Source organism: Staphylococcus sp. Marseille-Q1834, assembly GCF_916858875.1.
GTDB lineage: Bacteria > Bacillota > Bacilli > Staphylococcales > Staphylococcaceae > Staphylococcus > Staphylococcus pragensis.
In genome coordinates, this window is sequence record NZ_CAKASN010000002.1 from 153,110 (window position 1) to 166,931 (window position 13,822).

The following is a 13,822-nucleotide window of genomic DNA, read 5'->3' on the forward strand; positions in this document are numbered from 1 at the left end:
TTCTGATTTTTCAAGAAAAAGTGAAAATACGTTTATCTACAAGGGAAATGGGTTTAATAATAGTAGCTATTAGATTATAATTATTACAAAGTAAGGTAATGAGAGGAGATTTACTATGTCTAAAGAAGATAAAAAATTGACTGGTTTATTCGGACATCCCGTTTCAGATAGAGAGAATAGTATGACAGCAGGCCATCGTGGTCCGTTATTAATGCAAGATATATATTATTTAGAACAAATGTCACACTTTGATCGTGAGGTCATTCCTGAACGTCGTATGCATGCAAAAGGTTCAGGCGCATTCGGTACATTTACAGTAACGAATGATATTACTCAATATACAAGTGCGAAAATATTCTCAGAAGTTGGTAAACAAACAGAAATGTTTGCACGTTTCTCAACAGTTTCAGGTGAGCGTGGAGCAGCCGACTTAGAAAGAGATATTCGTGGTTTCGCTTTAAAATTTTATACAGAAGATGGAAACTGGGATTTAGTTGGTAACAACACGCCTGTATTCTTCTTCAGAGATCCAAAATTATTCATTAGTTTAAACCGTGCCGTGAAACGTGACCCACGTACTAATATGAGAAGTCCTCAAAATAACTGGGATTTCTGGACAGGTGTCCCAGAATCATTACATCAAGTAACAATTTTAATGTCTGACCGTGGTATGCCTAAAGGTTTCCGAAATATGCATGGCTTTGGCTCACACACATATTCAATGTACAACGATAAAGGTGAACGTGTATGGGTTAAATATCATTTCAGAACTCAACAAGGTATTGAAAATTATACAGACGAAGAAGCTGCTGAAATTGTTGGTGGCGACAGAGATTCTTCTCAACGTGATTTATATGATGCGATTGAACGTGGAGATTATCCTAAATGGAAAATGTACATTCAAGTAATGACTGAAGAACAAGCTAGAAATCACCCAGACAATCCATTTGATTTAACTAAAGTTTGGTACAAAGATGAATATCCTTTAATTGAAGTAGGGGAATTTGAATTAAATCGTAACCCTGAAAACTATTTCATGGAAGTTGAACAAGCTGCGTTTGCACCTACAAATATTGTTCCAGGTCTAGATTTCTCACCAGACAAAATGTTACAAGGTCGTTTATTCTCATATGGTGATGCGCAACGTTATAGATTAGGCGTTAATCACTGGCAAATTCCAGTAAACCAACCTAAAGGAGTAGGCGTAGAAAACTTATGCCCATTTAGTCGTGATGGTCAAATGCGATTCCTTGACGGAAACCAAGGTGGCGGACCTCATTATTATCCAAATAATCAAGGTGTTTATGATTCACAACCAGAATACAAAAAACCACCATTCCCTGTAGATGGTGATGGTTATGAATACAATCAACGCCAAGATGATGACAATTACTTTGAACAACCAGGTAAATTATTCCGTTTACAAACAGATGATGCTAAAGAAAGAATCTTCAAAAATACTGCAAATGCTATGGATGGTGTTTCTGAAGATGTGAAACGTAGACATATTCGTCATTGCTATAAAGCTGACCCTGAATACGGTAAAGGCGTAGCAAAAGCATTAGAAATTGATATTAACGATATCGATTTAAAAACTACAGAAGATGAAACATACGAAAACTTCAAATAAATTAAAATATTAATTGCGCATAATTGAACCTTGTGGTAAAATTTTAAATCGTAAGAATTCCTAGTTGTAAAAGAAAGGATGTTAATTATGCGCGTTAATGTAACATTAGCTTGCACAGAATGTGGCGATCGTAACTATATTACGACTAAAAATAAACGTAATAATCCTGAGCGTATTGAAATGATGAAATATTGCCCAAGATTAAACAAACACACGCTACATCGTGAAACTAAATAATCACTTATCTTTTAAATACGACATTTTAAGATAATATTAAAGAGCTAAGACTGCTGACAAAGTTAGAAAGATTTTGTCAGCAGTCTTTTTTTATTCATCAAAATTCTAATAAAGTGATTTATAATTTGAAATTTAAAATTTTAACTACTTGCAAATGAAAAAAGATGTGTTAATATATAAAACGTAATTATTACGATTTGTAAAAAGGAGATATCATTTATGGCTAAAAAATCAAAAATCGCAAAAGAAATGAAAAGAGAAAAATTAGTTAATCAATATTACGAATTAAGAAAAGAATTAAAAGCGAAAGGTGATTACGAAGCTTTAAGAAAATTACCAAGAGATTCTTCACCAACGCGTTTAACTAGAAGATGTAAAGTAACAGGAAGACCTAGAGGTGTTTTGAGAAAATTTGAAATGTCTCGTATTGCGTTTAGAGAACATGCACATAAAGGTCAAATTCCTGGTGTGAAAAAATCAAGTTGGTAAACTTTTATAAAAAGTACTACTTTAGTCCATTTACAATATAAATAAAAGGTTGTAAAGTATATAAGGGTGAAAATCATGAATGATTTATGTAAATGCTTTGTAAATTGTTCGTATTTTCAATGTTAAATAAATTTATATAGGGGCTATGAAATTAAAATGAAAATTTTTGACTATGAAGATATCCAATTAATTCCAAATAAATGTATTGTTGAAAGTAGATCAGAATGTGACACAACGGTTCAATTCGGACCAAAAACTTTTAAATTACCAGTAGTACCAGCAAATATGCAAACAGTTATGAATGAAGAACTTGCACAATGGTTTGCAGAAAACGATTATTTCTATATCATGCACCGTTTTGACGAAGCAGGTCGTATTCCATTTATCGAAAAAATGCAAAACAAAGGTTTATTTGCGTCAATTTCTGTAGGTGTTAAAAAGAATGAATTCCAATTCGTTGAAGAGTTAGCTGAAAAAGGTTTAGTACCAGAATATATTACTATTGATATTGCACACGGTCACTCAGATTCAGTTATTAATATGATTAAACATATTAAACAACACTTACCTGAATCATTTGTTATTGCAGGTAATGTAGGAACTCCTGAAGGCGTAAGAGAATTAGAAAATGCTGGCGCAGATGCTACGAAAGTAGGTATTGGTCCAGGACGAGTTTGTATTACTAAAATTAAAACAGGATTTGGTACAGGCGGTTGGCAATTAGCTGCATTAAATATTTGTAGCAAAGCTGCTCGTAAACCAATTATTGCTGACGGCGGAATTAGAACACATGGTGATATCGCTAAATCTATTAGATTCGGAGCAAGCATGGTAATGATTGGATCATTGTTTGCAGCACACGAAGAATCTCCAGGTGAAACTGTTGAATTAGAAGGTAAACGTTATAAAGAATACTTTGGTAGTGCTTCTGAATTTCAAAAAGGTGAACACAAAAATGTTGAAGGTAAAAAAATGTTTGTAGAGCATAAAGGTTCACTAAAAGACACATTAGTTGAAATGCAACAAGACCTTCAAAGTTCAATTTCATATGCTGGTGGTAAAGATTTAAAATCATTAACAACAGTAGATTATGTCATTGTAAGAAATTCAATTTTCAATGGGGACAGCGACAGAGGTTAATTATAAAAAGTGGCAGGTGTGACTTATTAAAAAATTTCTTTTATTTTCATTGTTATTGTTGTCCTTTATCTTAATAGTGCCACTCAACGAAAGTCCATCCCTCATTCATTTACAAAATGACGTTCAAGCTAAAGTCAGTAAATGGATGAATGGGGATACTAGTGTTAAAAATAATACGTTAAAAGTTCCGAAAGATCAGGAATTTGCAATTAATAATATACAATTGAATACATCTAAAAGCGAAGTTGAAAAACACTTAGGTCAACCTAAGCGAGTGACCACGAATGAATATGGATTAAAATGGTTTACTTATTATGATGGCGACTATAATAACTTTGTTATGGTAAGCTATTTAAATAATAAGGTCAACGCACTATATAGTAATCAAAATATTATTACGTCTAAATCGAAAATAAAATATAATACACCTAAAGAGGTTGTTGAAAAACGTTTAGGTCAACCTATAAATGAAGTAGTTAAAGGAAGATATCGTTTCGAAGTTAAAGATGATGAATATGATGTCTTCCATAAAGATCATGTATATTCTACAGTATTTTATGATAAGCATAACAATAATGGTGTTACTGCACTATTACAAGTTAGTGAAGCGATGGAGAATCGATTGTCTCAACAATACGGCGCGCCATCCTCTGCTTTAGAAAAAAGCTTTGAATATCAAAATTATGATTTAGTAAATGCTGAACGTAAACAACACGGTTTAAACACTTTAACTTATTCAGATAATCTAGCTCAAACAGCTAGAAAACATAGTGAAGATATGGTTAAAAATAATTACTTTGATCATACAGATTTACAAGGAAATTCGCCATTTGATCGTTTGCGTAAAGATGGCATCACATTTGATACTGCTGGCGAAAATCTCGCTTATGGACAGAAGAGTAGTATTTTTGCTCATGAAGGTTTAATGAATTCTTTAGGGCATCGTAAAAATATTTTAAATAACGATTTTACTACGTTAGGTGTCGGCGTAGATTTTAATAAAAATCGTCAGCCATATTGGACTGAAAATTATACTGGTGAGTAGTTTAAATATTGAATGTTTGGGGTATCTTTTTATTGATAAGGAAGTTGATAATATGACTACTAATACAAAAAATAAAAAAGACATTCTTGATAAAGTGAAAGATATTTTAAACAAAAAAGACACAGTTGAAAAAAAGAACTAGAGCTAGTCAAAAAAGACTAGCTCTAGTTCTTTATTATATTTAAATATATAAGAGAGATAGTTAACTTAAGAAAACAAGTGCTACTTATAATTCTCTATAAAGACCTATTACTTTACCGATAACAGTAACGTTATCTAAATAAATAGGATTCATAGTGCTATTTTCTGGTTGTAATCTATAACGATTTTTTTCTTTGAAGAAACGTTTTACAGTAGCTTCATCATCTTCAGTCATTGCTACAATGATATCTCCATTTTCTGCAATTGTTTGGCTTCTAACGATGACTTTATCTCCATCTAAGATGCCAGCCTCAATCATACTTTCACCAACAACATTTAAAATAAAAATATCGCTATTGTGAGTAGAAGTTAAATGCTCTGGTAATGGAAAATATTCTTCAATATTTTCAACAGCGGTAATAGGAATACCAGCTGTGACTTTACCAATTACTGGCACATATATTGTTTCTTCCATATTAATAGAGTCATTTGATTGTTCACTCACGATTTCAATTGCTCTTGGTTTTGTTGGATCTCTTTTTATATATCCTTTTTCTTCTAATCTTGATAAGTGACCGTGAACAGTTGAACTTGAAGCTAAACCAACCGCTTCACCAATTTCACGAACACTTGGTGGATAACCTTTAACTTGAACTACATGTTTAATGTAATCATATATTTCACTTTGTCTTTTTGTTAATTCTCTCATATATAGGCACTCCCTATGTTTATTTAACGTTATTATAGCATTAATTTTTCATTAAAACAAACATTTGTTCGTTTTTGTATTGACTAGGAACATCTGTTCTGTTAAAGTGTTAATACAAACAAATGTTCTGGGAGTGTAATAAATGATTAATAAATATACTAGTAATTTGATTAGCAATATAGCCATTGTAGTAATCTCTTGCGTTGTTTTTCTAGTTTTTTTCATTAGTTTATATCATAGCTCGCAAATGGAACAAACGTACGAAATTACAGATCATACTATCTCTAAAAAAGCTATGTTAAATAGTGACGATAAGAACATAAAAGACACAAATACAGAACAAACAGATTACAAAGTGTTCGCGTTAGTCCAATAAACTTTTAATGTGTAGAGTAATTATATATAAAATTTTAAAAGCATAAATTCCTTATATAATTAGTTAAGGAATTTATGCTTTTATTTTTAGGAAAGTAATAAATGTTAGAAAGTATGTTGATGGGGTAATAGCACTCAATACACGAGTTTATTTAATATAAACATATATTTATAATTTGAATCGTTAGTTATGGCAGAAATAGCTTTTCAAAAACTTTTTTAACCCACATATTTTTGGTATATTTTATGAAGTAATTAATAAAAATATTTTATTCGAAAAGAGAGTGATTGCCTTGACTAAAGACAATTTAAATATAGATAGAATTAATGAATTAGCTAAAAAGAAAAAAGAACAAGGATTAACTGAAGCTGAAGCTAAGGAACAGTCTAAGTTACGTAAAGCTTATTTAGAATCATTTAGAAAAGGGTTTAAACAACAGATTGAAAATACTAAAGTAATAGACCCAGAAGGAAACGACGTTACACCTGATAAATTGAAAAAAATTCAAGAAGAAAATAAAAATAATAAAGGTTAAAATTCAAGGTTTAACCCCTTGAGATTAATTCCTTATCAAAAACAATATATTTAAGTTATAATATAACAAAGATTATTTAGTAGAAGGGAAGTATTATAGATGTTTAACGAGAAAGATCAATTAGCCATTGATACTATTCGTGCTCTAAGTATTGATGCAATCGAACAAGCAAATTCTGGGCACCCAGGTCTACCTATGGGAGCGGCTCCAATGGCTTACACTTTATGGACACGCCATTTAAACTTTAATCCTCAATCAAAAGACTATTTCAATAGAGACCGTTTCATTCTTTCAGCGGGTCACGGTTCGGCTTTACTTTATAGTCTTCTTCATGTATCTGGTAGTTTAGAATTAGAAGAACTTAAGCAGTTCAGACAATGGGGATCAAAAACACCTGGTCATCCTGAATTCAGACATACTGATGGTGTAGAAGTAACAACTGGTCCATTAGGCCAAGGTTTTGCAATGTCAGTAGGTATGGCTTTAGCAGAGGATCATTTAGCAGGTAAATTCAATAAAGAAGATATCGATATCGTTGATCACTACACTTATGTATTAGCTTCTGACGGCGACTTAATGGAAGGTATCTCTCATGAGGCCGCTTCTTTTGCTGGACACAATCAATTAGATAAATTAATCGTGTTATATGATTCAAATGATATTTCTCTTGATGGGGAATTAAATAAATCATTTTCAGAAGATACTAAACAACGCTTCGAAAGCTATGGATGGAATCACATCTTAGTTAAAGAAGGTAATGACCTAGAAGAAATTGATAATGCTATTACTAAAGCTAAATCTCAAAAAGGTCCTACAATCATTGAAGTTAAAACAATTATTGGTTTCGGAGCTCCAAACGTAAGTGGTACGAACGGCGTTCACGGTGCACCACTAGGCGATGACGAAAGAAAATTAACATTTGAAGCTTATGGTTTAGATCCTGAGAAACGCTTCTACGTGCCAGAAGAAGTATATGAAATCTTCCAAACAACTATGTTAAAACGTGCTAATGAAAATGAAGATGCTTGGAAAGAAAAATTAGAAGAATACTCTAATAAATATCCAGAATTGGCAGAAGAATTTAAATTAGCGATTAGCGGTAAATTACCTAAAAATTATAAAGATGAGTTACCTAAATTTGATAGTGAGCATAACGCTGCTACTCGTGCTGATTCAGGTGAAATTATCCAAGCTCTAAGTAAATCAGTACCTTCATTCTTTGGTGGTTCTGCTGACTTAGCTGGTTCTAACAAATCTAATGTTAAAGAAGCTATAGATTATGACCGTAACACACCTGAAGGTAAAAACGTTTGGTTTGGTGTAAGAGAATTTGCAATGGGCGCAGCAGTTAATGGTATGGCAGCTCATGGTGGTCTCCACCCATATGGTGCAACATTCTTCGTATTTAGTGATTACTTAAAACCTGCACTTCGTTTATCATCAATTATGGGACTTAACTCAACATTCATCTTTACTCATGACTCAATTGCAGTAGGTGAAGATGGTCCTACTCATGAACCAATTGAACAATTAGCTGGTTTAAGAGCTATTCCAAATATGAATGTGATTCGTCCAGCTGATGGTAATGAAACAAGAGTAGCTTGGGAAGTTGCTTTAGAATCTGAACAAACACCAACGTCATTAGTATTAACTCGTCAAAATCTTCCTTATTTAGATGTTGATGAAGCTACAGTTGAAGAAGGCGTTCGTAAAGGTGCCTATACTGTTTATGAAACTGAAACTAAACCAGAATACTTATTATTAGCTACTGGTTCAGAAGTTAGCTTAGCTATTGAAGCGGCTAAAGACCTAGATAAACAAGGTAAAGGTGTAAGAGTAGTTTCTATGCCGAACTGGTTAGCATTTGAACAACAAAGCGATGAATATAAAGAATCAGTAATTCCTAAAGACATTACTAAACGTGTTGCTATTGAAATGGCTTCACCACTTGGTTGGCATAAATACGTTGGTACTGAAGGTAAAGTTATCGGTATCGATGGATTTGGCGCAAGTGCCCCGGGTGATTTAGTAGTTGAAAAATATGGATTTACTAAAGAAAATATTTTAAATCAAATTAGAACATTCTAATTGATTACTAATGCTAGAGAGAAGACTTTCAACGGGAAAGTCTTCTTTTTTATTAAATTTTAGGTATCAAAATGATATGGTAATTTGTTATCATAATAAATGTGTTTTTATTCTTAAACTAGCTATTGAAAATAAGATAGTTATTTAGTAAAATTCAGTAGGTATAGAAAGTGGGTGAAACAATGGCAACTTGGTTAGCGATATTATTAATCATTGTAGCGCTTATCATCGGACTTGTTGGTGGTTTCTTCTTAGCAAGAAAATATATGATGGATTATTTGAAAAAAAACCCACCTATTAATGAAGAAATGTTACGTATGATGATGATGCAAATGGGACAAAAACCATCACAAAAGAAAATCAATCAAATGATGACTATGATGAACAAAAACATGGATCAAAACATGAAAAGTTCAAAAAAATAATTTTTAAGAAGGATTGTACCGTTTAAAGGTTTACAATCCTTTATTTTTGATGTAAAACAATTTTAGGATTATTATTGATTCAGAAATTCAATTAAAATTTTAGCTATTGAAAATAATTTTAAAGTATTAGTTTATGAATATAAGAAGGTGTAATTTTGGCATATTTAATTTTTTCAGTAGTATTTGCATTGTTTATGGGGATTGTCGTTATCTTCATACGTATGAAAGCTCAAAAATTCCCAGTTAATGAGAAAAAAATTATTTTACCACCGTTCTTCATGGCTACAGGTGCACTAATGTACGTTATACCGTATTTTAGATTAACTGGTGCAGAAATAATTGAATCTATTATTTTGGGCGTTCTTTTTTCATCAGTTTTAATTTGGACAAGCCATTTTGAAGTTCAAGGAACTGAAATTTATATGAAAAGATCTAAAGCTTTTCCAATCATTTTGATTTCATTATTAATTATACGTACGGTGATTAAAATATTTATAAGTAGCTCAATTGATCCTGGCGAAATCGGTGGAATGTTCTTCTTATTAGCATTTAGCATGATTGTACCTTGGAGAATAGCTATGTTATATAAATTTAAAAAATTGAAAAAAACTGTAGTTTCATAGATTCAATGGGAGCGGGACAGAACTGAATTTGATTTCTGGTTCGCTTCCTATTTTATTTGAATAAGAAAAAAAGAATGTGTATAATTTATACGAACAAATGTTCTTAAGGGGGGGTTTCTATGAAAATCATACACACAGGAGATTGGCACTTAGGAAAGATTTTAAATGGCAAGCAATTTTTAGAAGATCAAGAATACATATTAAATCAATTGATAAATAAAATTAGTGAAGAAAAACCAGATGTTTTTATTATTTCTGGTGATATTTACGATACAACATACCCAAGTAAAGAAACAATTAAATTATTTGAAAAGACGCTCAGTACGATAAATATTCAGATGGGTATTCCTACCATTATTACTAATGGTAATCATGATGGAAAAGAACGCTTGAATTACGGTTCTACTTGGTTTCAACATTCAAAATTATACATACGTACTAGATTAGAGGATATGAACTGTCCTATTACAATTAATGATGTTAATTTTTATACATTACCATTTGCTACAGTAAGTGAAATCAAAGCATTTTTTGAAGATGATTCAATTGAGACATATGAGCAAGCTACTCAAAGATGTATTGCTTATATGTCTGAAACTATGGATAAAGACGAAGTGAATTGCTTAATTGCACATCTTACAATTAATGGAGGCAAAACGTCTGATTCTGAAAGACCACTTACAATTGGTACAGTTGAAAGTGTGGATAAAACATCTTTTAATATTTTTGACAAAGTACTATTAGGCCATTTACATCATCCGTTTAGTATTGAGGATAAGGTGATTAGTTATAGTGGTTCATTATTACAATATTCATTTTCAGAAAGTAACCAACCAAAAGGTTATAAACGACTTGTAATTAACTCTAAAGAGGACATAACGAATCACTTTGTCCAAATAAAACCTTTGCGAGAATTGGAAGTTATTGAAGGTGATTATAATGATGTTATTCAAGGTAATATCAAAATAAAAAATAAAGAGAATTATTTTCATTTTAAATTGAAAAACATGTCACATATTAGTGACCCTATGTTACAACTCAAACAATTGTATCCTAATACTTTATCGTTAAGTAATATAACTTTTGAAAGTAGCAGTCAATTTCATCAAGCTGAATTAAAACAAGAAGATGATGCGACAATTATTAAGCAATTTTATAAATCGATTACAGATCAAGAGCTAACTGATTATCAAAATAATAAAATTCATGACTTACTTAATCAAGTAATGAATAAGGAGGTTTAAACGGTGAAGCCCATAAAATTAAAGTTAACTAATTTTGGCCCTTTTTTAAATGAAACTATTGATTTTCAAGAAATTAAAAATGAAAAATTATTTTTGATAAGTGGTAAAACTGGATCTGGTAAAACAATGTTGTTTGATGCAATTGTCTTCGCTTTATTTGGAAAAGCTTCTACTGAGGGACGAAATGAAAGTGAGCTGAGAAGTCATTTTGCAGATGGAAAATCGCCTATGTCTGTAATTTATGAATTTGAGCTTAAAGATAAAGCATTCAAAATTGTAAGACAAGGTGCTTTTACAAAACAAGGTAATACCTCTCAAACTCCAGGAAAATTAGATGTTTATGAATTAGAAAAAGAAACAAATCAATATGAATTGCGTGAGAGTAAGATTAGTTCAGGAAATGCATTTATTAAAAGTATTTTAGGGGTGAATGCAGATCAATTCAGACAACTATTTATATTACCTCAAGGCGAATTTAAGAAATTTTTAGTTTCTAATAGCTCTGATAAACAAGGTATTTTAAGAACTTTGTTTAATAGCATAAGATTCGAAGAAATTCAGAATTTGCTACTAAATGAAGTAAAAGAAGAAAAGAAACAAATTGAATCCCGTCAAAATCAAATTCAATTGTTATGGGAAGATATAGATGACTTTGAAAATGAAGTGTTAAGCCAACTTAAGTCAATCGACAGTCTTCAAACACAAGAAATTTTAAAAGTCATTCCAAATTTTAAAGAAGTTGGTCAACAATTACTTAATGATTATGAAGAATTAAAGAATAAAAACTATTTTGCGCTAACGAACTTAAATCAACGTATTGAAGATAATAAACAACTTAAACAAAACTTGATAGATTTAGAAAAACGAAAAGAATTAAAAAAGCAGTTAGATGAAAAAGCTAGTTACATTAACCGATTAAATAAGGAATTAGATAGATTAAATGAAATAAAAACACTTTCTAATTTATATGACCAAGAAAAAAATAAAGTTCTAAAAATTGAAGAAGTTAAAAATAAAATAGCGACCTCCAAGTCTAATATTACTCATCTAAAACAATCATTAGAATCATATTCAAGTAAATTCGAGTCTTTAGTACAAAACGAGAATGATATTGAACAAAAATCTGAATATATCAATAATACTAGGCAATTTTATGTGAACCTTACAAAATACAAAAATGCTTATACTGATATAAAAACTACCGACCATCAGTTAGTTGAGAATAGTAAAAATCAAGAAGAAATTAATTATAATGAAAATGAACTTAACGAAAAAGTTAAAACCATTGAAGTTGATGAGGATGCAATTGATCAATTAACACAACGTATTTATGGGCTAGAAAGAGATATTGATAAACAAAAACAATTACACGCTAATAGAGATAAATTGGCTAAATTAAAAATTGAATATGATGATAAATCCAACCAACAAGAAGTTTTAAAGCAAGAAATCGAAAGTTTTAATGCACAATTAGAAGATATTGATAAAACAAATATCGATTTAAATGATAAACAAACGTTCGTGCAAGAAATTCAATCTGCTTTACATATTGGCGACACTTGCCCGATTTGTGGAAATGAAATTGAATCCTTAAATGCACATATTGATTTTGAAAAGATCAATCAAAATCAACAATTAATAAGAAAATTAACAAACGATATTCATGACAGAAATATTAAATTAAGTAATATTGAAACTTCTCACGCATTTATCTCTCAGCAAATGAAAGAATTAGAAGTTAATGAAAATGACATACAAGATATTAAAAAATTAGAACAATCTTTACAAGATACAAAATTAGAAAAGCAACAAATTCAAGAACAAAAAAATGAGTTAAAAGAATACAATAATCGATTAAATAAGATCAGAGAAACTAAACACCAATTATTAGTTGATTACGAAAAATTAAAATCTCAGAAAAAACAATATGAAATTTTAATTAATGATTTTGAAAAAACAACAGCATTTAATGATATTAAATCGTTTGAAACGCATTATGCTGAGAATGAAGAATCGGTTAATGATTTTCAAAAACAAAAAGAAAATTTAAATAAAAAAATTCAGCAATATAATCAAGAATTAGCTATCGAAAAGAATAATTTAGAAAATCATGAAAATAGCCATCAAGAATTAAAAAAAGAATTATCTCAACTAAAAACTCAAATAGATAATGAAATGGCGAGAATAGGTGTATCAAATTATGAAGAAATTGAACATTTATTACAAAAATTGAATACTAAAAATGATATTGAAAAAGAAATTGAGGACTATAATCAAGAACAACATAGGCATTCAATTGAAATAGAGCGATTGACTCATTTAACAAAAGATAAAGAACTAGAGGATATTCAATCTTTAGAAGAAGAAAAACTAAACGTAGAAGAACAGTACAATGAAACTTTCGAAATCTCAACAACTATACAATATAAAATACAACAAAATGATAAAAAATTTGAAAATATGAAAGTGCACATTAATTACTTAGAGGAAGAATTAAAAGAACAACAACAAATATTCGAATTAGCGGAAGTATTGTCGGGCAAAAACAATCAAAAATTAACGCTTGAAAATTATGTGTTAATTTATTATTTAGAACGTATTATTCAACAAGCTAATATTCGATTGAAGAAAATGAGCGGTCAAAGATACCAACTCCAACGTAGACAATCCGTTTCACAAGGTTATAGTGGATTGGAAATTGATGTTTTTGATCTTCATTCTAACCATTCAAGACATATTAGTTCTTTATCAGGCGGTGAAACGTTCCAAGCTTCTCTAGCACTGGCATTAGGGCTAAGTGAAGTGGTTCAACAAGAATCCGGTGGCATTACTTTAGACTCCATGTTTATTGACGAGGGCTTCGGCACTTTAGACCAAGAAACACTCGAAACAGCACTAGATACTCTAATGAAATTACAAACTTCAGGAAGAATGGTTGGGATTATTTCGCATGTTAGCGAACTAAAACAACGCATTCCGCTTATACTTGAAGTAAAAACAAATCAATATCAAAGTAGTACTCAATTTAAATGGCATTAATACAACAACATTAAACATAAATAATATAAAAAGACATCATAGCATCTATACGTAGTAAAATGTATAGATATTAAGATGTCTTTTTATATGTTATGTAACAA

Annotated in this window: 13 protein-coding genes; 12 read left to right on the plus strand and 1 reads right to left on the minus strand. The window is 30.6% G+C overall.

What is annotated here, in order from left to right; all coding sequences use genetic code 11:
- Nucleotides 1-115 precede the first annotated feature (115 nt).
- The 5 genes from LIX58_RS09895 (at nt 116) to LIX58_RS09915 (ending at nt 4,541) form a co-directional block, all read left to right on the plus strand.
- Nucleotides 116-1,630 (plus strand): catalase, encoded by a 1,515-nt coding sequence (locus tag LIX58_RS09895; protein WP_154836740.1) that lies wholly within the window; start codon nt 116-118, stop codon nt 1,628-1,630.
- A gap of 87 nt (nt 1,631-1,717) precedes the next feature.
- Entirely contained in the window at nt 1,718-1,867 is a 150-nt protein-coding gene (rpmG, locus tag LIX58_RS09900; protein ID WP_103299054.1) for a 50S ribosomal protein L33, read from the plus strand.
- A 219-nt stretch (nt 1,868-2,086) separates the two neighbouring features.
- Nucleotides 2,087-2,356: a 30S ribosomal protein S14 gene (rpsN, locus tag LIX58_RS09905; protein WP_011275862.1), complete on the plus strand. Its 270-nt coding sequence runs from the start codon at nt 2,087-2,089 to the stop codon at nt 2,354-2,356.
- Between the two features lie 156 nt (nt 2,357-2,512).
- A complete protein-coding gene (gene guaC, locus LIX58_RS09910) occupies nt 2,513-3,496 on the plus strand; it encodes a GMP reductase (protein ID WP_126566775.1) in 984 nt (327 codons plus the stop codon).
- A 25-nt stretch (nt 3,497-3,521) separates the two neighbouring features.
- The gene (locus LIX58_RS09915) at nt 3,522-4,541 is read left to right on the plus strand and encodes a CAP domain-containing protein (protein ID WP_186805178.1); all 1,020 of its coding nucleotides are present in this window, start codon (nt 3,522-3,524) and stop codon (nt 4,539-4,541) included.
- A 226-nt stretch (nt 4,542-4,767) separates the two neighbouring features.
- Here LIX58_RS09915 and lexA read toward each other — a convergent pair whose 3' ends face one another.
- Entirely contained in the window at nt 4,768-5,391 is a 624-nt protein-coding gene (lexA, locus tag LIX58_RS09920) for a transcriptional repressor LexA (RefSeq protein ID WP_126566781.1), read from the minus strand.
- 142 nt (nt 5,392-5,533) lie between these two features.
- Between lexA and sosA the strand changes: the two genes are divergently transcribed.
- The 7 genes from sosA to sbcC all read left to right on the plus strand — a co-directional run bounded on the left by sosA (nt 5,534) and on the right by sbcC (nt 13,721).
- Nucleotides 5,534-5,767 carry a DNA damage-induced cell division inhibitor SosA gene (gene sosA / locus LIX58_RS12605; RefSeq protein ID WP_154836744.1) on the plus strand — a complete coding sequence of 78 codons (234 nt, stop codon included), beginning with the start codon at nt 5,534-5,536 and terminating at the stop codon, nt 5,765-5,767.
- Between the two features lie 292 nt (nt 5,768-6,059).
- On the plus strand, nt 6,060-6,302 hold the full coding sequence (locus LIX58_RS09925) for a DUF896 domain-containing protein (RefSeq protein ID WP_154836746.1): 243 nt from the start codon (nt 6,060-6,062) through the stop codon (nt 6,300-6,302).
- 99 nt (nt 6,303-6,401) lie between these two features.
- Entirely contained in the window at nt 6,402-8,390 is a 1,989-nt protein-coding gene (gene tkt / locus LIX58_RS09930) for a transketolase (protein WP_226386305.1), read from the plus strand.
- A 182-nt stretch (nt 8,391-8,572) separates the two neighbouring features.
- Complete coding sequence (locus tag LIX58_RS09935; protein ID WP_037541068.1) at nt 8,573-8,815, plus strand: YneF family protein; 243 nt, start codon at nt 8,573-8,575, stop codon at nt 8,813-8,815.
- Nucleotides 8,816-8,970: 155 nt separating this feature from the next.
- On the plus strand, nt 8,971-9,438 hold the full coding sequence (locus LIX58_RS09940) for a CcdC family protein (RefSeq protein ID WP_126566791.1): 468 nt from the start codon (nt 8,971-8,973) through the stop codon (nt 9,436-9,438).
- Between the two features lie 119 nt (nt 9,439-9,557).
- Nucleotides 9,558-10,682, plus strand: coding sequence for an exonuclease subunit SbcD (sbcD, locus tag LIX58_RS09945; protein WP_226386306.1), 1,125 nt, complete (start codon nt 9,558-9,560; stop codon nt 10,680-10,682).
- Between the two features lie 3 nt (nt 10,683-10,685).
- The gene (gene sbcC, locus LIX58_RS09950) at nt 10,686-13,721 is read left to right on the plus strand and encodes an exonuclease subunit SbcC (RefSeq protein ID WP_226386307.1); all 3,036 of its coding nucleotides are present in this window, start codon (nt 10,686-10,688) and stop codon (nt 13,719-13,721) included.
- Nucleotides 13,722-13,822 lie beyond the last annotated feature (101 nt).

Coding starts and splice junctions, on each gene's coding strand:
- LIX58_RS09895 (WP_154836740.1), top strand. CDS start 116: ATGTCTAAAGAAGATAAAAAATTGACTGGTTTATTCGGACATCCCGTT.
- rpmG (WP_103299054.1), top strand. CDS start 1,718: ATGCGCGTTAATGTAACATTAGCTTGCACAGAATGTGGCGATCGTAAC.
- rpsN (WP_011275862.1), top strand. CDS start 2,087: ATGGCTAAAAAATCAAAAATCGCAAAAGAAATGAAAAGAGAAAAATTA.
- guaC (WP_126566775.1), top strand. CDS start 2,513: ATGAAAATTTTTGACTATGAAGATATCCAATTAATTCCAAATAAATGT.
- lexA (WP_126566781.1), bottom strand. CDS start 5,391: ATGAGAGAATTAACAAAAAGACAAAGTGAAATATATGATTACATTAAA.
- sosA (WP_154836744.1), top strand. CDS start 5,534: ATGATTAATAAATATACTAGTAATTTGATTAGCAATATAGCCATTGTA.
- tkt (WP_226386305.1), top strand. CDS start 6,402: ATGTTTAACGAGAAAGATCAATTAGCCATTGATACTATTCGTGCTCTA.
- LIX58_RS09935 (WP_037541068.1), top strand. CDS start 8,573: ATGGCAACTTGGTTAGCGATATTATTAATCATTGTAGCGCTTATCATC.
- sbcD (WP_226386306.1), top strand. CDS start 9,558: ATGAAAATCATACACACAGGAGATTGGCACTTAGGAAAGATTTTAAAT.